The 23,425-nt window shown below is 70.1% G+C and carries 18 protein-coding genes; 17 read left to right on the top strand and 1 reads right to left on the bottom strand.

The genetic code is table 11. The features are described 5' to 3' along the window. Positions 1-76 precede the first annotated feature (76 nt). From AB5J53_RS11480 to AB5J53_RS11460, 5 genes are all read left to right on the top strand, one after another. Entirely contained in the window at positions 77-1,309 is a 1,233-nt protein-coding gene (locus tag AB5J53_RS11480) for a DUF5685 family protein (RefSeq protein WP_369245530.1), read from the top strand. Between the two features lie 188 nt (positions 1,310-1,497). Further along, positions 1,498-4,143, top strand: a complete 2,646-nt coding sequence (locus AB5J53_RS11475) for a nitrate- and nitrite sensing domain-containing protein (protein ID WP_369245529.1) — start codon at positions 1,498-1,500, stop codon at positions 4,141-4,143. Further along, entirely contained in the window at positions 4,140-4,568 is a 429-nt protein-coding gene (locus AB5J53_RS11470; RefSeq protein WP_369245528.1) for a roadblock/LC7 domain-containing protein, read from the top strand. The genes AB5J53_RS11475 and AB5J53_RS11470 overlap by 4 nt, the downstream gene beginning before the upstream one ends. Beyond that, positions 4,565-4,906, top strand: a complete 342-nt coding sequence (locus AB5J53_RS11465; protein ID WP_369245527.1) for a DUF742 domain-containing protein — start codon at positions 4,565-4,567, stop codon at positions 4,904-4,906. The genes AB5J53_RS11470 and AB5J53_RS11465 overlap by 4 nt, the downstream gene beginning before the upstream one ends. After that, positions 4,890-5,492 carry an ATP/GTP-binding protein gene (locus AB5J53_RS11460; RefSeq protein WP_369245526.1) on the top strand — a complete coding sequence of 201 codons (603 nt, stop codon included), beginning with the start codon at positions 4,890-4,892 and terminating at the stop codon, positions 5,490-5,492. Before AB5J53_RS11465 ends, AB5J53_RS11460 begins: the two co-directional genes overlap by 17 nt. A gap of 87 nt (positions 5,493-5,579) precedes the next feature. On the opposite strand, the gene AB5J53_RS11455 is transcribed toward AB5J53_RS11460, so the two are convergent. Continuing rightward, the gene (locus AB5J53_RS11455; protein ID WP_369245525.1) at positions 5,580-6,533 is read right to left on the bottom strand and encodes an ABC transporter substrate-binding protein; all 954 of its coding nucleotides are present in this window, start codon (positions 6,531-6,533) and stop codon (positions 5,580-5,582) included. A 395-nt stretch (positions 6,534-6,928) separates the two neighbouring features. Here AB5J53_RS11455 and AB5J53_RS11450 point away from each other — a divergent pair, with 395 nt between their 5' ends. The 12 genes from AB5J53_RS11450 (at position 6,929) to AB5J53_RS11395 (ending at position 23,417) form a co-directional block, all read left to right on the top strand. Beyond that, on the top strand, positions 6,929-7,789 hold the full coding sequence (locus AB5J53_RS11450; RefSeq protein ID WP_369245524.1) for an amino acid ABC transporter permease: 861 nt from the start codon (positions 6,929-6,931) through the stop codon (positions 7,787-7,789). Then, complete coding sequence (locus AB5J53_RS11445; RefSeq protein ID WP_369245523.1) at positions 7,786-9,567, top strand: FAD/NAD(P)-binding protein; 1,782 nt, start codon at positions 7,786-7,788, stop codon at positions 9,565-9,567. The genes AB5J53_RS11450 and AB5J53_RS11445 overlap by 4 nt, the downstream gene beginning before the upstream one ends. A 43-nt stretch (positions 9,568-9,610) precedes the next feature. Further along, on the top strand, positions 9,611-10,408 hold the full coding sequence (locus tag AB5J53_RS11440; RefSeq protein WP_369245522.1) for an amino acid ABC transporter ATP-binding protein: 798 nt from the start codon (positions 9,611-9,613) through the stop codon (positions 10,406-10,408). Positions 10,409-10,457: 49 nt separating this feature from the next. Beyond that, positions 10,458-11,537 (top strand): LLM class flavin-dependent oxidoreductase, encoded by a 1,080-nt coding sequence (locus tag AB5J53_RS11435; protein ID WP_369245521.1) that lies wholly within the window; start codon positions 10,458-10,460, stop codon positions 11,535-11,537. Next, positions 11,534-12,919, top strand: a complete 1,386-nt coding sequence (locus AB5J53_RS11430) for an NtaA/DmoA family FMN-dependent monooxygenase (RefSeq protein WP_369245520.1) — start codon at positions 11,534-11,536, stop codon at positions 12,917-12,919. The genes AB5J53_RS11435 and AB5J53_RS11430 overlap by 4 nt, the downstream gene beginning before the upstream one ends. Before the next feature lie 4 nt (positions 12,920-12,923). Further along, a complete protein-coding gene (locus tag AB5J53_RS11425) occupies positions 12,924-13,706 on the top strand; it encodes a DUF1684 domain-containing protein (protein WP_369245519.1) in 783 nt (260 codons plus the stop codon). Positions 13,707-14,022: 316 nt separating this feature from the next. Beyond that, positions 14,023-14,883 (top strand): S1 family peptidase, encoded by an 861-nt coding sequence (locus AB5J53_RS11420; RefSeq protein WP_369245518.1) that lies wholly within the window; start codon positions 14,023-14,025, stop codon positions 14,881-14,883. A 267-nt stretch (positions 14,884-15,150) separates the two neighbouring features. Beyond that, the gene (locus AB5J53_RS11415) at positions 15,151-16,050 is read left to right on the top strand and encodes a S1 family peptidase (protein ID WP_369245517.1); all 900 of its coding nucleotides are present in this window, start codon (positions 15,151-15,153) and stop codon (positions 16,048-16,050) included. 176 nt (positions 16,051-16,226) lie between these two features. After that, positions 16,227-17,108, top strand: coding sequence for a slipin family protein (locus tag AB5J53_RS11410; protein WP_369245516.1), 882 nt, complete (start codon positions 16,227-16,229; stop codon positions 17,106-17,108). Between the two features lie 298 nt (positions 17,109-17,406). After that, positions 17,407-18,489, top strand: a complete 1,083-nt coding sequence (locus AB5J53_RS11405; RefSeq protein ID WP_369245515.1) for a S1 family peptidase — start codon at positions 17,407-17,409, stop codon at positions 18,487-18,489. Between the two features lie 498 nt (positions 18,490-18,987). Beyond that, entirely contained in the window at positions 18,988-22,440 is a 3,453-nt protein-coding gene (locus AB5J53_RS11400; RefSeq protein WP_369245514.1) for a DNA polymerase III subunit alpha, read from the top strand. Beyond that, a complete protein-coding gene (locus tag AB5J53_RS11395; RefSeq protein WP_369245513.1) occupies positions 22,437-23,417 on the top strand; it encodes an ImpB/MucB/SamB family protein in 981 nt (326 codons plus the stop codon). The genes AB5J53_RS11400 and AB5J53_RS11395 overlap by 4 nt, the downstream gene beginning before the upstream one ends. Positions 23,418-23,425: the final 8 nt, after the last annotated feature.

Raw genomic sequence — 23,425 nt, 5'->3', positions numbered from 1 at the left:
GGGCGGTGCGTACGGGTGAACGAAGTGGTCGATACGATGCCGCACCTCAACGTCGTACGTGTCACGGGGGAGTGTCGTGTTCGGAATTGTGAGGCCCTGCAGTCACCGCCTCGGTGAAGGACTCAAGACGCAATGGATGGCGCATTTGTGCGGGCTGTGCCTCGCCCTGCGCGGGGACCACGGTCAGTTCGCCAGGGTTGTCACCAACTACGACGGGCTGCTGATATCGGTTTTGACGGACGCTCAGGCCGACCGGACGACAGGATTGCGACGGACCGCCGGGCCCTGTCCGCTGCGGGGTATGCGGACCGCGTCCGTCGCGCGGGGCGAGGGCGCGCGGCTCGCCGCCGCCGTCTCGCTGGTGCTCGCCTCGGCGAAGGTGCGTGACCATGTCGCCGACGGTGACGGGCTTTTGGCCCGCAGGCCCGTGGCGCTCGCCGCGCGCCGGGTCGCCGCGAGCTGGGGCAAGGCCGGTGCGCGGACCGGCTCCGACGTCGGCTTCGACACCGCCGTACTCGTCGACGCCGTGGACCGGCAGGTCGGCATCGAGACACTGGCCGGGCTCGGAACGCCGCTGCTGAGCGTCACCGAACCGACCGAGACCGCCACCGCCGCGGCCTTCGCGCACACGGCCGTGCTGGCCGGGCGCCCCGGCAACGCCGAGCCGCTCGCCGAGGCCGGACGGTTCTTCGGACGGCTCGCGCATCTCCTGGATGCCGTGGAGGACAGGGAAACTGACGCCGCGTCGGGGGCGTGGAACCCGCTGACAGCCACGGGCACGTCCCTGGCCGAGGCCCGCCGGCTCGCCGATGACGCCCTGCACGGGATACGGCTCGCGCTGCGCGAGGTGGCCTGGGGGTCCGGGGTCCCCCGGGAAAAGCACAGCACCGACAGCAAGCTGGCGCATGTGCTGCTCACGCACGAGCTCGCGAGGTCGGTGGACCGGGCGTTCGGGACGTCGGGTTGCGGGCACGCGCCGGAGGGCTCGTTCGGGCCGCCGCAGCAGGGCGGGCCGTACAGTCCGCAGAGCCCGTACGACCCCGGGAGCCCCCACGTCGGCGGGGGCAACCCCTTCGGCGGCGGGCCCTCCTTCCAGCCGCCGGGGCCCGGCAAGCGCGGTTTCTGGGCCGGGTGCGCGGCCGCGATCGGGCTGTGCTGCACATGCAAGGTGTGCTGCGCCGACGAGTACGAGGGCCCGTGGTCGCGCAAGAAGCGCGAAGGGTGCCTCAGCAACTGCGATGGTGACTGCGGCTGCTGCGAGGCCTGCGAATGCTGTGAGTGCTGCTCGTGCTGCGACTGCGGATTGTGACGATCCGCGTATACGGCCGTGCCGTGGTCGCTCGGCGGCGAGGACCCGACCTGCGGGACCGTGGACCTCTTGTTTCCGGAGGGTAAAACAAAAACATGATCGGGTGACCGAGGTGCCGTGAGGGTCGTTGGTCCGGCGCAGAACCATTTCTGCCTGCCATCAACTCGTCCTCCCCATAAGGCACTTCAGTGGACGTCACACCGAAAGCGACGACCGGGCGCGTGCCCGGCGCCCGCGGCGGGACGGGCCGTACGGCTCCCCGCACCATCCGCACCAGGCTCCTCAGAATCCTGATCCTCGCCCTCGCCGTGCTGCTCGCGCTGCTCGGCACCGCCGCGGTCGAGCAGATCGTGGCCTATCGCAATGCCGCCACCACGGCCGACAACGCGCGCCTGGAGATCACCCTCCAGGGCCTCGTCCACGAGCTGCAGAAGGAGCGCGGCCTCACCACCGGATTCGTGGGCGGCGTACGGCAGTTCAGCGCGAAGCTGCCCGCGCAGCGCAAGGCGACGGACGCGGCGCGGGCGGAGCTCGACCGGGCGCTCGCCGGGCGCGGCGACGAGGCCGCCGACTCCGTGCGCGAGTCCCTCGGCCGGCTGAAGGGCCTCGCCGGGATCCGCAAGCACGCCGACGACGGCAGCGGCGTGGTGAAGGACACCTTCGACTACTTCACCACCACGATCACCGTCCTCGACCGGCTCGGGCTCGGCCTCGACGACGTCCACGACAGCACGCTGCGGGACGCCTATCAGACGCTCCAAGTCCTCGGCAACGCCAAGGAGTTCACCGGCGAGGAACGTGCCATCGTGCTCGGCTCGGTGCGCGCCGGGCGGTTCCGCGGCGACGACTACAGCCGGTTCATGGAGATCCGCGCCGGACGACTCGCCGCGCTCGACGCGTTCCCGCGCTCCGCCTCCGACGCGCAGGTGCGGCGCCTGGACGCGGCGCTGACCACGCCCGACGCCGAGCGCGCGCTGTCGTACGAGAGTGTCGCCGTGCACGGCGGAGGGCAGCTCAGCTCGCGCGGCATCCCGCCGATGGCGTGGTGGGACAGCATGACCTCGACCATCAACGGTCTGCGGGACGTGCAGATTTCGCTCGGCGCCGATGTCGAGAACCGGGCCGCCGGGCTGGAGAGCGCCGCCCAGCGCGATCTGCTGCTGTTCGTGCTGCTCGCACTCGGGACGATCGCCGCGCTCGGCGGGCTCGCCCTCGACTGCGTACGCTCCGTGTCCACGCCTCTCACCGACCTCGCCCAGCAGGCCCGCGACGTCGCGGGCAAGCGGCTGCCCCGGGCCGTGGCCCGAGTGCAGGCCGCGTCCTCGGGGGAGAACCCCGAGCCGCCCGCGCCTCTCGCCGTGCCCGAGAAGGCCGGGGCCGAGGTGCGGGAGGTCGCCGAAGCCTTCGACCGGGTGCAGCGGGCCGCCTTCGACCTCGCCACCGAGCAGGCCGTGCTGCGCCGCAACACCACCGACTCGCTGGTCAGCCTCGGCCGTCGCAACCAGAACCTGGTGCGTCGTCAGATCAGCTTCATCAACAAGCTGGAGCACGAGGACGCCGACCCGGCCACCCTCGCCAACCTCTTCGAACTCGACCACCTCGCCACCCGTATGCGCCGCAACGCCGAGAGCCTGCTCGTGCTCGCCGGGGAGTCCAGCCCCCGGCCCTGGTCCACGCCGCTGTCGGTCACGGACGTACTGCGCGCCTCGCTCTCCGAGGTCGAGGAGTATCGCCGGGTCACGCTGCGCCGCATCGAGCCCGCGTCCATCAACGGCTCGGTCGTCGCCGAAATCGCGCACCTGCTCGCCGAGTTGGTGGAGAACGCGCTGGGCTTCTCGCCGCCGGACTCCGATGTGGAGATCGAGGGGCGCCGCACCAGTGCCGGGTATCTGGTCGCGATCGTCGACCACGGGCTTGGCATGGACACCCAGGCACTCGCCGAGGCGAACGTACGGCTCTCCGGCACCGCCAGCTTCATGGCCGAACCCACCCGGTTCCTCGGCCACTTCGTGGTCGGAGCGCTCGCCCGCAAGTGCGGGATCGAGGTACGGCTGGGCGAGGCGCCCGCCGCGGGCGTCGTCGCGCGAGTGCTGATCCCCACGGCGCTGCTCACGGAAGGCGCCCCGGCGGTGGCGGCACCGAAGGAGAAGGCCGCGCTGCCCTCGCCGCGCGGCGCGGCCGACGTGATGCCGGCCGGGCGGGGCGCCGCACCGTCCGACGAGCGCGGCGGACTGCTCGTCTCCGTCGGGTCGGGAAAGGACACGCGCGTCGGGTCGGGCGAGGACGCGCAGGAGGCGTCCGCCTCAGGTGCGCAGGACGCGTCCGCCTCACGCAGGCAGGACGCGCCTGCCTCACCGACGCAAGACGCGCCTGCCTCACGTACGCAGGATGCTCCCGCCTCGCGTACGGCGAACACGGTCGCCCAGCGCGGGGAGCCCGCCCGTGGCGCCTCGGCCGCACGTACCCGCAACGGGCTGGTCAAGCGCCCCCGCCGCAGCGCGATCTCAGAGGCCGTCAGCGAGACCGACCGCCCCAGCCGTCCGGCACCTTCCGAACCGACCCCCGACCGCAGCCCCGAGGAGATCTCCGGGATGCTCTCGACCCTGCGCAGCGCGCACATGCGGGGCGGGATCAGCGTGGAGAAGGAGAAGGAGAAGGAGAAAGGGCGCGACAGGGGGAGGAGCGCACCGCCCGCCAGCGGGAAGTCCGCAGGGAAGTCCGCCGAGTCGGGCTCCCCCGAGTCGGGCTCTGCCGAGTCGGGCTACGCCGAGTCGGGCTACGCCGAGACGGATTCCGTCGAGGACGGTTCCGTGGAGAAGGGTGAAGCCAAGTGACCACCCTCGACACGCACAACGACTCGCGGACCTTCAACTGGCTGCTCGCGAACTTCGTCCGGAACACCGACGGGGTGCGCGATGCCGTCGCGGTCTCGTCGGACGGGCTGCTGATCGCGGTGTCGGACGGGCTCGGGCGGACCGAGGCCGACCATCTCGCGGCGATCGTGTCCGGGCTGAGCAGCCTGGCGCGCAGCGCGTCCAAGCGGTACGGCTTCGACGGGGTCAAGCTGATCATGATCGAGATGGGGCGTGGGTTCCTGCTCGTCTCGGCCGTCCGGGACGGGAGTTGTCTCGGGGTCCTGGCCGACAGCAGCGGTGAACTCGGCCTGGTCGGTTACGAGATGGCGGTGCTCGCGGAGCGGGCGGGTGATCTGCTCACCCCGGCACTCATCGCCGATCTGCGCCAGGTGCTGCCACGGTGAGCGGCGAACAGCCCATGGAGGAGGCGACGTTCGTGCGGCCGTTCATCATCACCGGCGGCCGGTCCGAGCCCGCGCAGGCGGATCTGCGCCTGGAGACCCTGGTCGTCGCCGTCGGTGTGTCCGAGGAACCGCTCGCGCTCGAGCGGCAGCAGATCGTCGCGCTGTGCGAGCGGCCCACGACCGTCGCCGAGATCGCCGACGCCGTCGGGGTGCCGCTCGGGGTCGCCAAGGTGCTGATCTCCGACCTCGTCGTGGCCGGGCGGCTCGCCTGTCAACAACCCGCGGAGCTGCCGCTCCACACGCTCGAAAGGATCAGGGACCATGTCCGCGCGCTCTGACAGGATCGTGCCGCTGGCCGTGAAGATCGTGGTCAGCGGCGGACTCGGGGTCGGCAAGACGACGTTCATCGGTGCCATCTCGGAGATCGAACCCCTCGACACGGAGGCGGCGATCACCCAGGTGTCCGTCGGAGTCGACTCGCTCGACGGTGTCGAGTCCAAGACGACCACCACCGTCGCCCTCGACTTCGGACGGATCACTCTCGATCCGTCGATCGCGCTCTACCTTTTCGGTACGCCCGGGCAGGACCGGTTCTCGTTCCTGTGGGACGACCTGGTCGAGGGGGCGCTCGGCACGGTTGTCCTGGTCGACACTCGGCGTATCGAGGACTGTTTCCCGGCCCTCGATTATTTCGAGGCCCATCGCGCCCCGTTCGTACTCGCGGTCAACCGATTCGACGGTTCTCAGCGGTTCGCACTTGACGAGGTGCGGGAGGCGCTTGAACTCCCCGATGACGTACCGGTGTTGGAGTGTGACGCCCGTGACCGGAGCTCCGTGCGGGATGTGCTGGCCGCGCTGATGGATCGGGTGATCGGTACTCGGGCGGTGCCGCGGCGGCGTACGGCTGCGTTGGTCGTTCGTTAGCCGCGGGTTGTACGTGGCTGGTCACGAAGTTCCCCGCGCCCCTGACGGGGCGCTCCCGCGAAGGGCGCGGGGAAGGCGCCGTGTACCTCAGTTCTTCAGCTCCGGTGGCGAGATCTGGGACTTCTCGATCGCCGAACCCGTCGTGCCCCACTTCGTCAGGATCTTCTCGTACGTCCCGTCGGCGAGGAGCTTGTTCACGGCGGCCTGGAAGGCGGGCGCCAGCTTCGTGCCCTTCTTGAAGGCGAAGCCCACATCGAGACGATGGAACTCGTTGAGGAACTTCACGCCCTGCTGGTGGGCGACGGCGTAGCGCAGGCCGTTGATCGTGCTCATCACGATGTCGCTGCGGCCCTGTTGCAGCGAGGACCAGATCGCGCCCTGCTCGCTGTAGGTCTGCACCTTGTACGCCTTCTTGCCCGCGTCGGCGCAGACCTTCTTGTTCTCCTCCAGCGTCGCCTCGAAGGTGGTGCCCGCGCCGGTCGCGACGTTCAGGCCGCACAGCTGCTTGAGGTCGGTGACCTTCGTGAGCTTGCTGTCCTTGCGGGTGGCGAAGCCCTGGCCGTCATTGATGTAGGTGACGAAGTCGATCACCTTGCGGCGCTCGTCGGTCACGCCGAAGTTGCTGGCCCCGAAGTCGTACTTGCCGCTGTCGAGGGCCGGCAGGATCGCTTCGAACGAGGCCTGCTCCGTCTTGAGCTTGATGCCGAGCGCCTTGGCGACGGCGTTCGCGAAGTCGACGTCCTGGCCGGTCAGGGTCTTGCCATCGTTCAGGTACGCGGTGCCGGGCGGCGTACCGCCGACGCTGACCGCGACAGTGAGGCTCCGTACTCCGGAGGGCAGCAGCTTGGCGGCGGCCTCGTCCTTCTTGACGGCGGAGACGACGTCCGTGGTGGGGATCTTGTCCGACTTGGCCGCGGCCTGGGCGGTGCCGCCGGTGGAGTCGTCCGAGCCGGAGCCGCATGCGGTGAGGAGCAGGGTCGCCGAAGCGATCAGGGCAAAGGGCGCAAAATACCGATTGCGGGCACGCGTGGGCGTACGCATGGTGTGCGGTCTCCTGGAAGCAGAAGGTGAGAGAAGGAAGCGCGAGGGGAGGGGTGCGCGTGTGAAGGCGAGGGAGAACGCGAAGGCGCCCGTCAGAAGCGGGCGCGCAGGGGGTCAGCTCAACAGGACGAGGACCACACTCGACCGAAGTCGATGTGGGAGCGCGTGACCAGCCACTGCTGCCGATTCATGGGCCCAAGTGGAACAGGCATCCGTTTCCGCGTCAACTGTGCTGAGACGTAACGCTCACAGTATGGACAGCCTTGACAGTGAGGGGAAACGTCCCCGTACTCTCGGTGGACGGTCCTGCTGAGGGGCTCGGCCGTACGCGCCTCGTGGCGCTCCGTGTGAAGGCATCAGCCGCGTTCGATCCCGACGCATCACGGAGCCTTCGCATGTCCTCCGACACCCTTACCAAGGCCGCCGCGGCCGCACCGGAAGATCCGGAAGACGCGGCGCCCTTGCGCATCGTCCCGCAGCGCCGCCCCGGCCAGTGGACCGCCGCCGTCGTCGTCCTGGCCCTGCTCGGGCTCACCCTCAACTCCGTAGTACGCAATGACGCGTTCCAGTGGGGCGTCGTCGGCGACTACTTCACCTCGGCCTCCGTCCTGCGCGGCCTCTGGCTCACCCTCTGGCTGACCGCGGTCGTGATGGCGCTCGGCTTCGCGCTCGGCACCCTGCTCGCCGCGTTCCGGCTCTCCACCAATCCCGTGCTGGGGGCGGTGAGTTGGGGATACGTCTGGCTGTTCCGGTCGATGCCGATCCTGGTGCAGCTGCTGTTCTGGTTCAACATCGGGGCGCTCTACCCGCAGATCCTCGGCGTGAAGACGGTGAATCTGCTCGGCCCGGTCACCGTCGCCGTCGTCGGCCTCACCCTGCACGAGGCCGCGTATGCCGCCGAGGTGGTGCGCGGCGGCATTCTCTCCGTCGACCGCGGTCAGATCGAGGCCGCGCAGGCGCTGGGCCTGAGCCGATGGCGCCGCTGGTGGAAGATCGTGCTGCCGCAGGCGATGCGCTCCATCGTGCCGCCGGCCGGGAACATGCTGATCGGCACCCTCAAGGGCACCTCCATCGTCAGCGTCATCGCCGTGCAGGACCTGCTCTACTCCGTTCAGCTCGTCTACCACCGCACCTACCAGGTCATGCCGCTCCTGATGGTGGCCACGCTCTGGTACGTCATCGTCACCTCGGTGCTGAGCGTCGGTCAGTACTACGCCGAGAAGCACTACGCGCGCGGTTCGGAGCGCGGCCGATGAGTACAGGACGTCCCTCGCTCGTGATCGTGGGGGCCGGGCCGCGGGGGACCGGTCTCCTGGAGCGGATCGCCGCCAACGCGCCCGAGCTGTACGGCGATTCGGGCACTCAAGGCATCGAAGGTCTCGACATCCATTTCGTCGACCCGTATCCGCCGGGCGCCGGACGCATCTGGCGCGAGGAGCAGTCGCCGCTGCTGTGGATGAACTCCGAGGCCCAGGACGTCACGATGTTCACCGACGAGACGGTGGACATGGCCGGGCCGGTGCTCGAAGGCCCCACCCTGCACGAGTGGGCCAGCCTCGACGGACGCACCTTCGCGGACCGGCCACGGCAGGGCGCGTACATGCGCTGGGTGTACGAGCGTGCCGTGGCCGCCCTGCCGCCGGGCATCCGGGTCCAGCACCATCAGCGCCGTGCCCTGCGCGTCAACGGACCCCGCGAAGGCCGCCAGCAGGTGTGGCTGGAGGGCCGGCCGCGCCCGCTCCTCGCCGACCTGGTCGTGCTGGCCCTCGGCCACCTCGACGCCGAACTCGACGACGAACAGCGTGAGTTGGCTGCGTACGCGCGTGAGCACGGGCTGGTCCATCTGCCGCCGGACTTCACCGCCGACAGCGATCTGTCCGCCCTCGCTCCGGGCGAACCCGTCCTCGTCCGCGGCTTCGGGCTCGCCTTCGTCGACCTGATGGTGCTGCTGACGGAGGGGCGCGGCGGACGCTACGACGGGGAGACGTACCAACCGTCCGGGCGGGAGCCGATCCTGCACGTCGGCTCGCGGCGCGGTGTCCCCTACCACTCCAAGATCGGCTACGGCTGGGAGGGCGAACGGCCCCCGCTGCCACGGTTCTTCGGGCCCGCCCAGATCGACGAACTCCTCGCGCGCCCCGGCGGCTTCGACTTCCGGCGGGACGTCTGGCCGCTGGCCGAGAAGGAGCTGGGGTTCGCGCACTACCACCGGCTGTTCGCCGCGCACCCCGAGCGCACCCGGATCGCCTGGACGGACTTCGAGGAGAAGTACGCGGCCGCGGAGGGCGTCGAGATCCAGGCGCTGGTGGCGTCCGCCGTGCCCGACCCCGCCGACCGGCTGGACCTCGACGCCCTCGATCACCCGTTGGACGGGGTGCGGCACACCTCGTACGAGGAGCTCCAAAGCGGCCTGCGCGGGTACATCGAGGGAGATCTGGAAAGACGTCACGACCCCTCGCACAGCCCCGACTTGGCGGTCTTCCTCGGGCTGCTCTCCGTCTACGGGCAGCTGGTCAGGCTCGGTGACATCGGGTCCTGGTGGCACGGCTTCTTCAGCTATCTGGCGTCGGGGCCGCCCGGGCCGCGGCTGCGTCAGATGCTCGCGCTGTCGCGGGCCGGGATCCTGAAGTTCGTCGGCGCAGACATGACCGTCACCGCCGAGGGCGGGGTCTTCCGGGCGGGCAGCGCCACCGTGCCCGGCGCGACGATCGAGGCACGCGCGCTCGTCGAAGCGCGGCTGCCGCACCCCACGGTCGAGCGCACCCGGGACTCGCTGCTGCGGGAGCTGTACGCCGACGGGGCCGCCGCCACTCCTGAGGGACTGCTCGCCGTGGACCCCGCCGACGGGCGGGTCCTGGACCGCTCCGGCACCCCGCACCCCCGGCGCTTCGCCCTCGGCCCGCACACCGATGCCCGGGGTTCGGGCGCGTTCACCCGGCCGCGTACCGGTGGCCCCGCCTTCCGGCAGAACGACGCGACGGCGCGTGCCGCGCTGGCGTTCCTGCGCGCGCTGTCCTGTCGCGCCGCCGCCTGAACGCGCCCCGCCCACATCACCCACACCTGTGAGGAACTTCCCTATGAGCGCGTCACTCACCAAGGACGATCCGGTCGACGCCACGGCCATGGTCGACATCAAGTCCGTCCACAAGAGCTTCGGTCCGCTCAAGGTGCTCAAGGGCGTCGACCTCGAAGTACGGGCCGGGGAGGTCACGGTCGTCCTCGGGCCCTCCGGCTCCGGCAAGTCGACGCTGCTGCGGACCATCAACCACCTGGAGAAGGTCGACCGGGGCCGGATCAGTGTCGACGGCTCGCTCGTCGGCTACCGCCGGTCCGGCGACAAGCTGTACGAGCTGCCCGAGCGCGAGATCCTCAAGCAGCGCACCCGGATCGGTTTCGTCTTCCAGAACTTCAACCTCTTCCCGCACCTCACCGTGCTGGACAACATCGTCGAGGCGCCGGTCTCCGCCCTGAAGCGGCCCCGTAAGGACACCGTCGAGACCGCGCGGAAGCTGCTCGACCGGGTCGGGCTCGCCGACAAGGCCGACGCCTACCCGAAGCAGCTCTCCGGCGGCCAGCAGCAGCGCGTCGCCATAGCCCGCGCCCTCGCGCTGGAACCGAAGCTGCTGCTCTTCGACGAGCCGACCTCGGCGCTCGACCCGGAGCTGGTCGGTGAAGTCCTCGATGTCATCAAGGACTTGGCCCACCAAGGCACCACGATGATCGTCGTCACGCACGAGATCGGGTTCGCCCGCGAGGTCGCCGACACCGTGGTCTTCATGGACGACGGCCGCATCGTCGAGCAGGGCGCCCCCGCCGACGTACTCGACAGGCCGCGGCACGAGCGCACCCGCGCGTTTCTCTCCAAGGTCCTGTGAATCCAGTCGCCTTGGTCATCCGAAGCCACCCCACAGAAAGGTTCACCGCATGACCGCACCGCACGGCCGGGCGCTGCTGCACCTGGCCGCGGCCCTCGATCAGCAGGCGGCCTACGACGCCGCCTCGCACGTGGAGCTCGCGCAACTCGCGGAGCGCGGCGCGCTCGACTTCGTGACACTCGGCGACACCTTCGCGCGGCCCGGGCTCGACGCGCTCGCCGTGCTCTCCCGCGTCGCGCCCGCCACCGGCCGGATCGGTCTGGTGCCCACTGTCACCACCACGCACACCGAGCCCTTCCACGTCCAGGCCGCCGTAGCGACCCTCGACTGGGTCAGCCGCGGCCGGGCCGGCTGGCACATCGATGTGTCGACGACCGAGGGCGAGGCCCGGCTGTTCGGCCGGCGTCACGCAGCCCCCGCCGAGGCGCTGTGGCAGGAGGCCGGTGAAGTCGCCGATGCGGCGGCCCGGCTCTGGGACAGCTGGGAGGACGACGCCGAGATACGCGACGAGGCCACGGGCCGTTTCATCGACCGGGACAAGCTGCACTACGTCGACTTCGAGGGCGCCACCTTCTCCGTGAAGGGCCCCTCGATCGTGCCGCGGCCCCCGCAGGGCCACCCCGTACGGATCGTCGACGCGACCGAGGGGCCCGCCCGGCGGATCGCGGCCCGGTACGCGGACGTGGCGCTCGTCCGGGTCGCCGGCCCGGCACAGGTGCGCGCCATACGGGCCGAACTGCGCGACACGGCAGCCGAGTTCGGGCGAAACCCCGACGATCTGCGCGTCCTCGCCGGGCTCACCGTCGACCTCGGTGACGGCGAGCACGCGGCCGAGCCGGGCCACGGCGGCGGTGGGCCCCGGCAGACCGCGCAGGGTCCGCTGTACCGCGGCGGCCCCGTCGACCTCGCCGAGCTGATCGCCGCCTGGCACGGGGCCGACGCCGCCGACGGCTTCCACCTCACGCCCGTCGAGCCGCGCCGTGACCTGGAGCGGCTCGTCAACGGAACGGTCGCGCTGCTCCAGCACCGCGGTCTGTTCCGCACCTTCTATCCGGGCAGCACGCTCAGGGAACACCTGGGTCTTGCCCGGCCCGCCAACCAGTACGCCGTGGCAGGGGGAGCGTCATGACCGTACGGCCTCGCAAAGAGATTCATCTCGCGGCCCACTTCCCGGGCGTCAACAACACCACCGTCTGGGCCGACCGTCCCTCCCGTCACCCGACCACCACCCCGGCAGGAGGCTCCCCCAGTGCTGAACGCCTGGGGGGACCCCCATCGCGCCGCCCCTCTTTTGGATCCCAGATCGAGTTCGCCTCCTTCGCGCATCTCGCCCGCACCGCCGAACGCGGACTCTTCGACTTCTTCTTCCTCGCCGAGGGACTGCGGCTGCGCGAGCACAAGGGACGTATCCACGATCTCGACGTCGTGGGACGCCCGGAGTCCCTCACCGTGCTGAACGCCCTCGCCGCCGTCACCGAGCGGCTGGGGCTCGCCGCCACGGTCAACGCGACCTTCAATGAGCCGTACGAACTCGCCCGCAGGCTGGCCTCGTTGGACCATCTCAGCGGGGGCCGGGCCGCCTGGAACGTGGTGACGTCGTCGGACGCCTTCACCGGGGAGAACTTCCGGCGCGGCGGCTATCTCGACCGCGCCCACCGGTACACCCGCGCCGCCGAATTCGTGGCGACGGCCCGGGAGTTGTGGGACTCCTGGACACCTGACGGCCTGCCCCGCCCGTTCGCGCACCGAGGGCGGCACTTCGACATCGCGGGCGAATTCACCGTGCCGCGCTCGCCGCAGGGGCACCCCGTCATCATCCAGGCCGGGGACTCGCCGGAGGGCCGCGAGTTCGCCGCGTCCGCCGCCGACGTCATCTTCACGCGGCACGGGACCTTGGAGGCGGGCCGGGAGTTCTACGCCGATGTGAAGGGGCGGCTCGCGACGTACGGGCGGGCGCCCGAAGACCTGAAGATCATGCCTGGGGTCACCTTCGTGCTCGGCGACACGGCGGCCGAGGCGCAGGAGCGGGCCGCCGAGATCAGGCGGCAGCAGATCTCGCCGCAGAACGCGATCCTCACCCTGGAGCAGATCTGGGGCGTCGACCTCTCCTCGTACGATCCCGACGGGCCGCTTCCCGACATCGACCCGGACCCGGAGTCGACCCTGGTGCAGGGCCGGGTGCGTGTCGCCGACCCCTTCGAGGTCGCCGAGAAATGGCGGACTCTCTCGCGCGAGAAGGGCCTGTCCATCCGGCAGACCGTCATCGAGGCGTCCGGGCGGCAGTCCTTCATCGGCACCCCGGACGCGATCGCCGCCGAGCTGGACGAGTTCGTCCAGACGGATGCCGCCGACGGCTTCATCCTCGTACCGCATCTGACACCCGGCGGACTCGACGAGTTCGTGGACCGGGTGGTGCCGCTGCTCCAGGAGCGCGGCGCGTTCCGCACGGAATACACGGGCACGACGCTGCGCTCACACCTCGGGTTGGCGGAGTCCGTATGGAAGGGTTGATCACATGACGACGGACGTATCCGAGGACTGGAAGCACTGGCACGAGCACCGCACCGAGACGGTGTCCGCGCCCTACGGACCGCTCGCGCTCACGGGCACGCACTGGATCGAGGACTATCCGGAGGGGCGACTTCCGGACATCCCCGGGCACTGGGCCGCCAAGGACGACGCGGTCGTCCTGACGGCGACGGCCGAGGACGGACTCACCCTCGACGGGGAGCCCTTCGCCGGCGAGGTCGTGCTCGACGCCGACCTCGGGCCGGCGTCCGGGGCCCGCGTCGGGCGCGGCGAGCGCCGCTTCGTCGTCCTGGTGCGCGAAGGGATCTGGGGCGTACGCGACTACGACCCCGCCGCACCCGCGCGGGGAGCCTTCCAGGGCATCGAGGCGACCCCCTACGATCCGCGCTGGTCGGTGCCGGGACACTTCACGCCGTACGGCGAGGACCGCACCGTACGTGTGGAGAACGCGGACGGAGTCTCCCGCGGTCTTGGGCTCGGCGGCGTCCTCGCCTTCACCCTGGACGGAGAGGACCTCACGCTCCAGGTGTCGGTCGAGGGCGACGGTTCGCTGTGGGCCGTCTTCGCCGACGCCACCAGCGGGGACAGCAGTTACCGCTTCCGGTTCCTGCGTCCCGCGGCGCCCGACGCGGAGGGGCGTACGACGGTGGACTTCAACCGGGCGCTGCTGCCTCCGTGCGCCTTCGCGGACCACTTCATCTGCCCGTTCCCGCCGCCCGGGAACACGCTGGGCGCCGCGATCGCGGCGGGGGAGCGGAATCTGGCCTGACCCCGATCGCCGGGACCTGGCCTGACCCCTGATCGGCGGAACCCGGCCCGAACCCCGGTCGGCGGAACCCGGCCCGAACCTCGGTCGGCGGAACGCGATCCCGTTCCGGCCTGACGCGCGCGCCGACGGTGCATCACCACCGTCGGCGCGCGCGTTGCGTTGGCGTGCCCATCCCGTTTCCTCTGCTGTGAGCCTCTTGTGCGCGTTCTGGTCCGGCGTCATCCTCGCAACGGTGCATGTCAGGAACACGCCATTCTCGGCAGCGTCTCACGGGCCCCCACCCCGTAGGGCCTTCCGCTTCCCACGAGGAGGATCAGTGAGGATCAAGCGCACCCGACTGCTCGCCGTCGCCGCGGGACTCGTCGCCACCACCGTGGTCGCCCTGCCCGGCGCCGGGACGGCCGCGGCCACGAGCACCAGCGCCCCCAGTGCCGCCCAACTCGCCCAGGTCGAGGACGCCGTGCACAGCGCCTCGGTCGGCGGCACCGCCTGGTATGTGGACCAGGCCTCGGGCCGCGTCGTCGTCACCGCGGACAGCACGGTCTCCAAGGCGGAGATCGCGCAGATCAAGAAGGCCGCGGGCGCCGACGCGAGCACCCTCAGAGTCCAGCGCTCCGCGGGCGTCTTCAGCCCGCTGCTCTCCGCGGGCAACGCCATCTATGGCGGCCAGTACCGCTGCTCGCTCGGCTTCAACGTGGTGAGCGGCAGTACCTACTACTTCCTGACCGCAGGTCACTGCGGCAAGGTGGCCAAGAGCTGGTACACCGACCAGGCGCACAACACACTGATCGGCCCGACCATCGGCTACAGCTTCCCCGGCAACGACTACGCGCTCGTGCGCTACGACAACACCGCGCTCAGCCACCCCGGCGGCTACAGCGCGGCCAACGCCTATGTGGGCGAGTCGGTCAGGCGCACCGGCTCGACCAGCGGCACCCACAGCGGAACCGTCACCGCGCTGAACGTCACGGTCCACTACCAGGGCGGCGGCACGGTGAGCGGCATGATCCAGACCAACGTCTGCGCGGAGCCCGGAGATTCGGGCGGTCCGCTGTACGACGGCACCAAGGCGATCGGCATCACCTCGGGCGGCAGCGGCGACTGCCAGACCGGCGGCACGACGTTCTACCAGCCGGTGACCGAGGCGCTCAGCGCGTACGGGGTCAGCATCTACTGATCCGTACGGGGTCTGAACCGGGCCCCGCGCAGAGCTCCGCAAGAGATTGCCACGCAAGATCAACCCCCGTACGGGGTACGTAAGTTGAACGCTGCACGGCCGAAAGGCGCCCTTGCGCCGGTCGGCCGTGCGGCCGAATACTCCCCCACAGCGCTTGTCAGGGGCACGGCTTGTCCGGAATCCGGATGTGCGGCCCCCGGCTGCGCCTCACGGGCCCCCCACCCCACGACACGAGGGGCCCCCGACTTCCCTTCGGAGGAACGAAACGTGAGGATCAAGCGCACCACCCCCCGCAGTGGCATAACGAGACGGACCCGGCTGATCGCCGTCACCACCGGCCTCGTGGCCGCCGCATCGTTCGCGGTCCCCAGCGCGAACGCGTCCGACGTCCAGACCTTCAGCGCCACTCAGCTGAGCAGTGTCAACAAGTCGGTACTCAAGTCCGACATCGCGGGCACGGCCTGGGCGGTCGACGCCAAGACGAACCGCGTGGTCGTCACCGTCGACAGCACGGTCTCGAAGGCCGAGATCGCGAAGATCAAGAAGGACGCGGGCAGCAACGCCTCCGCCCTCACCATCAAGCACACCGCCGGCAAGTTCAAGAAGCTGATCACCGGCGGCGACGCCATCTACGGCGGCCAGTACCGCTGCTCTCTCGGCTTCAACGTGCACAGCGGGAGCACCTACTACTTCCTGACCGCCGGCCACTGCGGTGAGGTCGCCTCCACCTGGTACTCCAACTCCGGGCACACCACGACGCTGGGCACGAACGTCAGCTACAGCTTCCCGACCAACGACTTCGCGCTGGTCCGCTACACCAACTCCTCGATCGCCCACCCGAGCGCGGTCGGCAGCCAGACCATCTCCAGCGCCGCCACGCCCAGCGTGGGCACGACCGTCTACCGGCGTGGCTCGACCACCGGCACGCACAGCGGCCGGGTCACCGCCCTGAACGCCACGGTCAACTACGGCGGCGGTGACGTGGTCTACCAGATGATCCAGACCACCGTCTGCGCCGAGGGCGGCGACAGCGGCGGTCCGCTCTACGCGGGTACCGTCGCCTACGGCCTCACCTCCGGCGGCAGCGGCAACTGCACCTCCGGCGGTACGACCTTCTTCCAGCCGGTCGTCGAGGCGCTGAACTACTACGGCGTGAGCGTCGGCTGACCGACTGGCTGCCACCCCCCACACGGCTTCCGCACGGCCAGACCTGCAGCCAGCAGCAGGCGAGCCCCCGCACGCAACTGACGTGCGGGGGCTCGCCCTTGGTCAGGTGACGGAGTTACCGTCGAAGTACACGCTGTACACGCCTGATGCACCACTTCGGACCCTGGGGGGCCGTAATGGTCGGTGAACTGGTGGCGGCGGGAGTCTCCGTCGCGTCCGTGGGGCTGGTCTATGTGATGGCCGGGGCCCGCGTCGTCAAACAGTACGAACGGGGCGTGGTGTTGCGGCTGGGCCGGCTGCGCTCGGAGGTGCGCGGGCCGGGGTTCACGATGGTCGTGCCCTTCGTGGACCGACTGCGTAAGGTCAACATGCAGATCGTGACGATGCCGGTGCCCGCGCAGGACGGCATCACCCGGGACAACGTCACGGTCCGGGTGGACGCCGTCATCTACTTCAAGGTGATCGATGCCGCCGACGCGGTCATCCAGGTCGAGGACTACCGTTTCGCGGTCTCGCAGATGGCGCAGACCTCGCTGCGTTCGATCATCGGCAAGAGCGACCTCGACGACCTCCTGTCCAATCGCGAGAAGCTCAACCAGGGTCTCGAGTTGATGATCGACAGCCCGGCGATCGGCTGGGGTGTGCAGATCGACCGCGTCGAGATCAAGGACGTGTCGCTGCCGGAGACGATGAAGCGGTCGATGGCCCGGCAGGCCGAGGCCGACCGTGAGCGGCGCGCCCGGGTCATCAACGCGGACGCGGAGCTGCAGGCGTCGAAGAAGCTGGCGGAGGCCGCCGGCGTGATGTCGGAGCAGCCCGCCGCGCTCCAACTGCGGCTGCTGCAGACAGTGGTGGCCGTCGCGGCCGAAAAGAACTCCACGCTCGTGCTGCCCTTCCCGGTGGAGCTGCTGCGCTTCCTTGAGCGGGCGCAACAGCCGGTCGCCCCGGCACCCGAGCAGGCGCCGCCCGCGGTTCAGCAACCGGTGCAGGAGCAACCGCCTTCGCTGGACGCCTCCTTGGATCCGGACGCCGAGGGATCGAAAACCAGACAGGACTAGACCTCACAGGCTGTACGACGGTCACACGCACGCAGTGTTTGCACTGGGAACCGACGTGGTGTGACCACGCACAGTCAAGGCGCAGGGGGCGTACGCCCGTTGGTGTACGCACGTCCTGAAGTCGACCTTGTGTGCCCCCTGTGCGCCTCGGAATAGTGGGCCGCGAACAACTGGCATGGACACGGCTCAATGCGTTTCGGCGCAACTTTTTGTCGTGCGCCGGGTCCATGTCCGTACGCCTTCCGGTCACGGAGGTCCCCACAACCTCCGTGACCAACCCCCCACAGGAGGACGTAAGTTGAAGCATCGACGCATACCCAAGAGGCGTGCCGTCATGACGGGTGCGGGCATCGCCGCACTCGTCGCCGCCGGAGTCACCTTCCAGACTGCGAACGCGAGCGAGGCTCCCAAGACCTCCGCGCCGCACACGCTCTCGGTCGCAGCGGCCGGAAAGCTCGCCTCGACACTCGGCAAGGACCTGGGTGCCGACGCGGCGGGAACGTATTACGACGCGAAGTCTCAGCACCTCGTCGTCAACGTGCTCGACGAGACCGCGGCCAAGACCGTCGCGGCGGCCGGCGCCAAGGCCAGAATCGTCGAGAACTCCCTCGCCGAGCTGAAGAGCGCCCGTACCACGCTCAAGCAGGACGCGACCATCCCGGGCACGTCCTGGGCGACCGACCCGGCGACCAACAAGGTCGTCGTCACCGCGGACCGTACGGTCAAGGGCGCCGCTCTGGAGAAGCTGACCAAGGTCGTCGACGGTCTCGGCGCCAAGGCCGAACTCCAGTACACGAAGGGGGAGTTCAAGCCCTTCATCGCGGGTGGCGACGCCATCAGCGGCTCCGGCGGGCGCTGCTCGCTCGGCTTCAACGTGGTCAAGGGCGGGCAGCCGTACTTCATCACCGCCGGGCACTGCACCGAGGCGATCTCCACCTGGTCGGACTCCAGCGGCAACGAGATCGGCACGAACGAGCAGTCCAGCTTCCCGGACAACGACTTCGGTCTGGTCAAGTACACCGGGAACGTGGACCACCCGAGCGAGGTCGACCTCTACAACGGCTCCACGCAGAAGATCACCAAGGCGGCCGAAGCGACCGTCGGTGAGAAGGTGACCCGCAGCGGTTCGACGACCCACGTGCACGACGGCACGGTCACCGGCCTGGACGCCACCGTGAACTACGGCAACGGCGACATCGTCAACGGACTCATCCAGACCGACGTCTGCGCCGAGCCCGGTGACAGCGGCGGCTCGCTGTTCGACGGCGACTCCGCGATCGGCCTCACCTCCGGCGGCAGTGGCGACTGCACCTCGGGTGGCGAGACCTTCTTCCAGCCGGTCACCGAGGCGCTCTCGACGTTCGGCGCCCAGATCGGCTGACGGCCGGCACTGTCCGACGGAGCCCCGTTCCCGCCTTGTGCGGGGGCGGGGCTTTCGTCTGTCGCGATGCCGTGCGGCCGTCCCCGGGTGCCCTGGGTGCCCCGGGTGCGGCGGAGCCGGATCACCGCGCGCCGCGGACCGGCGGGCGCTTCTCGCGGTGCTGGTTCCAGTGCTCGTCATCAGTGTCGGGTTCGAGTGATCGCGGGCCGGCCCATCGCCGTGGCCGCCAGGGGTGGCCCACGCTCTGCGTCACGTGAGGAACCTCATCGCGGCGGGCGGATGTGGGCGCGCGGAGGGCGATTGCCCCCAAGTGCATTGCCCTGCAGCGGAGGTGACGGGAAGGCGCCTGTTTCGGCCGCCTCTCCGGTCCTCCCGGATTCGATTCCACGTTCGAATAAGGTCGCTGACCGGGGCTGATGAGGTTAGAGTAATCGAACGGGCGTACGATGAACATATCGGGTGTATGGCTGAAAAGGGGCGGAGTGATGGAGGTGCGGCATGGCGGGCTTCGCCCATCTGCACGTCGCGTCCGGTTACTCCGCTCGCTACGGTGCCGCCCACCCCGAGCATCTCGCCCGGCGGGCGGCCGAGCGGGGCATGCCGGCGCTCGCGCTCACCGACCGGGACACGGTCACCGGTGTCGTCCGGTTCGCGCAGGCCTGCGCCCGGACCGGCATTCGGCCGATCTTCGGTGTCGACCTGGCGGTGGAGGCCCTCGCGCCGCCGCCTCCTGCGCAGCGACGCCGCACCCCGGCGCGCGGCGGCGCCCACGTCGTCGAGCCGCCGCTGCGGTTCGTGCTGCTCGCCCAGAATCGAACGGGCTGGGCGCGGCTGTGCCGCATCACATCGGCCGCCCATGCTCGCTCCGGAGCCGGCGCACCACCGGTGGTGCCGTGGGAAGCGCTGCGCGAGTACGGCGGCCCTGGCCTGACAGTGCTGCTCGGACCGCTCTCGGAGCCGGTGCGGGCGCTGTCGGCGGGACGGGAGGACGTCGCGGTGAAGCTGCTGACGCCGTGGCGGGAGATCTTCGGTGGGGGGATCAGGCTGGAAGCTGTTGTGCATAAACGTTTCGGCACCGGGCCTGGATCACTCCGGCTGGCTGCACGAACCCTGGCACTCGCCGACCGCACTCACACCACCGCCGTGCTCTCCAACGCCGTTCGCTACGCCGACCCGGACCAGCACCGGCTCGCCGATGTCCTGGACGCCGCGAGGCTGCTGCGGCCGATCGACCGGCGTCGCCTGGACAGCGGGCAGCGCTGGCTCAAGGACGAGAGGGCGATGACAGCCGTCGCGCAGCTGGTCGCCGAATGCGCCGGAACGGACGCCCGGCGGGCCCGCCGCCTGATGGCGGACACCGCCGCCACGGCGGCCGAGTGCGTCGTCGACCCGAAAGCGGACCTCGGGCTGGGCACGCGGCACTTCCCGGAACCGGCGCTCTTCGGTGCCGGGCCCGGAGCGGGAGGAACGGCACAGTTGCTGCGCCGACAATGCGAGGCAGGTCTGGCCCGACGTGGCCTGGACCGCGACCGAGCCGCCCTTGACCGGCTGGACGAAGAACTCGAGGTGATCTCCACACTGCACTACGACTCGTACTTCCTCGCCATCGGCCAGGTCGTGGCCGACATCCGGGCGAAGGGCATCCGGGTCGCGGCCCGCGGCTCGGGCGCCGGGTCGATGGTCTGCCACGCGCTGGGCATCGCCACCGCCAACCCGCTCGACCACCACTTGTTGTTCGAACGTTTCCTGAGTGTGCGCCGGGCGTCGCTCCCCGACATCGACATCGACGTGGAGTCCGCCAGACGGCTGGAGTGCTACGACGCGATCTTCGACCGGTTCGGCAAGGAACGGGTGGCGGTCACCGCCATGCCCGAGACCTACCGGGCCCGCCGCGCCCTGCGGGACACCGGTCTGGCCCTGGGCGTAGCACCGGCGGAGGTGGACCGGATCGCCAAGAGCTTCCCGCACCTGCGGGCCTCCGACATCACCGGTGCACTCGCCGAACTGCCCGAGCTGCGTCAGCTGGCGGCCGAGGCGCACCGGTACGGACCTCTGTGGGAACTCGCCGAGGGCCTCGACTCCCTGGTCCACGGCATGGCCATGCATCCCTGCGGAGTGGTCATCAGCGACGCGACGCTCCTGGACCGCCTGCCGGTGCAGCCCACGCCGCAGGGCGACTACCCGATGGCAATGGCGGCGAAGGAGGAGATCGAGGCGCTGGGCAATATCAAACTGGACGTCTTGGGAGTTCGGATGCAGTCCGCCATGGCTCACGCCGTCGCCGAGATCGAACGGACCACCGGCAACCACATCGACTTGGACGACCCGCGGCAGGTGCCGCTCGACGACGTCTTCGCGTTCAAGCTCATCCAGGAGAGTCAGACCCTGGGCCTGTTCCAGCTCGAGTCGCCCGGCCAGCAGGATCTTCTGTCTCGGCTGCAGCCCCGCGATCCGCAGGACGTCATCGCCGACATCAGTCTCTTCCGTCCCGGACCGGTCGCCGGTGGCATGCCCGAGCGGTACATCGCCGCCCGCCACGGCGGCACGCCGTGGTACGCCCACCCGGACCTGGAGCCGGTGCTCGCCGACACCTACGGCGTGACCATCTGGCACGAGCAGATCATCGAGACGCTGTCGGTGATGACCGGCTGCGACCGGGCCCTTGCGGAGATCGCCCGGCGGGCGCTCGGCGACAAGAACCGACTCCCCAGGATCAAGGACTGGTTCGACGGACTGGCACGCGCGCGCGGTTACAGCGCGACCGTACGGGACGAGGTGTGGAAGACCGTCGAGGCCTTCGGCGCGTACGGCTTCTGCCGCGCCCACGCGGTCGCCTTCGCCGTACCGGCTCTGCAGAGCGCCTGGCTCAAGGCGCACTACCCGGCCTTCCTGCTGGCCGGCCTCCTCGAACACGACCCCGGTATGTGGCCCAAGCGGGTCCTGGTCTCCGACGCCCGTCGACGCGGCGTGCCGGTTCTGCCCGTCGACATCAACCACTCCAAGGTGATGCACACCGCGGAGAAGGCCGACGGAGGGCGGTGGGGCGTACGGCTCGCGCTGTCCGCGGTGCGCGGCATCAGCGAGGAGGAGTGCGCCCGGATCGAGGAGGGTCAGCCGTATGGATCGTTGTCGGACTTCTGGCAGCGAGCCCACCCGAGCAGACCGGTCGCCGAACGCCTCGCCGAGATCGGCGCCCTGAACTGTCTCCACGACGGACGCCTCACGCGGCGCGATCTGCTGCTGCAGATCGCCGAACTCCACCGGGCCTCCCGGACCCGGTCCGCAGGTGTCGGTCAACTGCCCTTTGACGCAGGCGCTGTTGGAGGAGCGGAGCCGAGCGGTCTGCCGGAGATGACCGGACGCGAAGCCCTGAGCGCCGAGTTGGGCACCCTGGGCATCGACGTCTCCAAGCATCTGATGGAGCATCACCACCGGCTGCTGCGGGAGATCGGCGCGACAGACGCGGCGCACCTGGCCGGTCTGCGCGCCGGGCAGCAGGTCCTCGTCGCCGGGGTACGGGCCTCGACCCAGACTCCGCCGATCGCCAGCGGCAAGCGGATCATCTTCGTCACCCTGGAGGACGGCTCCGGCCTGGTCGACCTGGCCTTCTTCGAGGACTCCCACCCGGCCTGCGCGCACACCGTCTTCCACAGCGGACTGCTGCTGGTCCGCGGCACGGTCCAGGTACGCGGCACCCGTCGCACCGTCGTCGGCACCATGGCCTGGGACCTCGATGAGATTGCCGCGGCCCGCCGCGACAACGGCCCCGAGGCCGCGCTCGCCCTCCTCGGCGCCAGTCACCCGCACCCCACCCCCGCCCAGCCGCAGCGCACCCTGGCCAACGGCACCACAGGCGCCAGGCTGCACCCGTACGCCGACCTGCAGCCCGCCGGTACCCGCTCGGCCGACCTGAAGAAGCTCGGCCATCGCAGTCCGGGGAGCGCGGGATGACCACACGTCAGCGGCACATCGCCCACCTCCATCTGCACGCAGCACTGAGCGAGGCTCAGTACGACGACATAATCGAACTGATGTCTGGTATCACGCCTCACGTTCAGGCCGTCCCGCCCAATGCCGTCCAACTCGACCTGACATCGGCGCTCCGGTACTTCGATCTGCCTCCCTACGACGTGGTCCAGCTGGCGAAGATGAGGCTGAAGGCCCTCTATGGCATCGACAGCAGCGCCGGCCTCGCCGGCAACCGCATGCTGGCCGCCATGGCGGCCGACGCGTCGGCGCCGGGCCATACCACCTGGATCCGCGACGGGCAGGCCGCCGACTGGCTCCACCCCCGCCCGGTCACCGCGCTGCCGGGCATCGGCCGCGCAACAGCGGAAACGCTCAACAGGTATGGGCTGCACGCCATCGGCCAGGTCGCCGACCTGCCTGCAGCAACCCTGCAGCGACTGCTCGGAGCCGGCTCGGCCCGGCTGCTGGCCGAGCGTGCCCGCGGCCGTGATCCCCGCCCGGTCACCCCGTCGGAACCGGCAGCGCGCCTGGTCGCCGACCTCGTGCTGGAGCAGGACTGCCTGGACCCGGCACAGCATCACCGAGCGGTCCTGGGACTTGCCGACCGGATGGGCCAACGCCTGCGCGGAGAAAGGCAGATCGCCGGCCGGCTCACCCTCACCGTGCGGTACGCCGACCGCAGCTCCACCACACGTACCCGCGGGCTGTCGGAACCCACTGACCACTCACCAGCCCTTGCCGCAGCTGCCCTGGGGCTGTTGACCGACCTGGGGCTGCAGCGGGCACGAGTCCGGGCCTTCGCCATCCGTGCTGACCACTTGCTGCCGGCCGGCAGTGCCTACTGGCAGCTCTCTTTGGATCCTGGCGATGCTCGTGCCCGCGCAGCCGAAGCCGCCGCCGACCGTGCCCGTCGACGCTTCGGGCCGGAGGCTGTACGCCCAGCCGCTCTGGCTGACTGACTGCCTTT

The organism is Streptomyces sp. R41 (assembly GCF_041053055.1).
Classification (GTDB): domain Bacteria; phylum Actinomycetota; class Actinomycetes; order Streptomycetales; family Streptomycetaceae; genus Streptomyces.
This window is presented reverse-complemented; position numbering and strand designations above follow the sequence as displayed.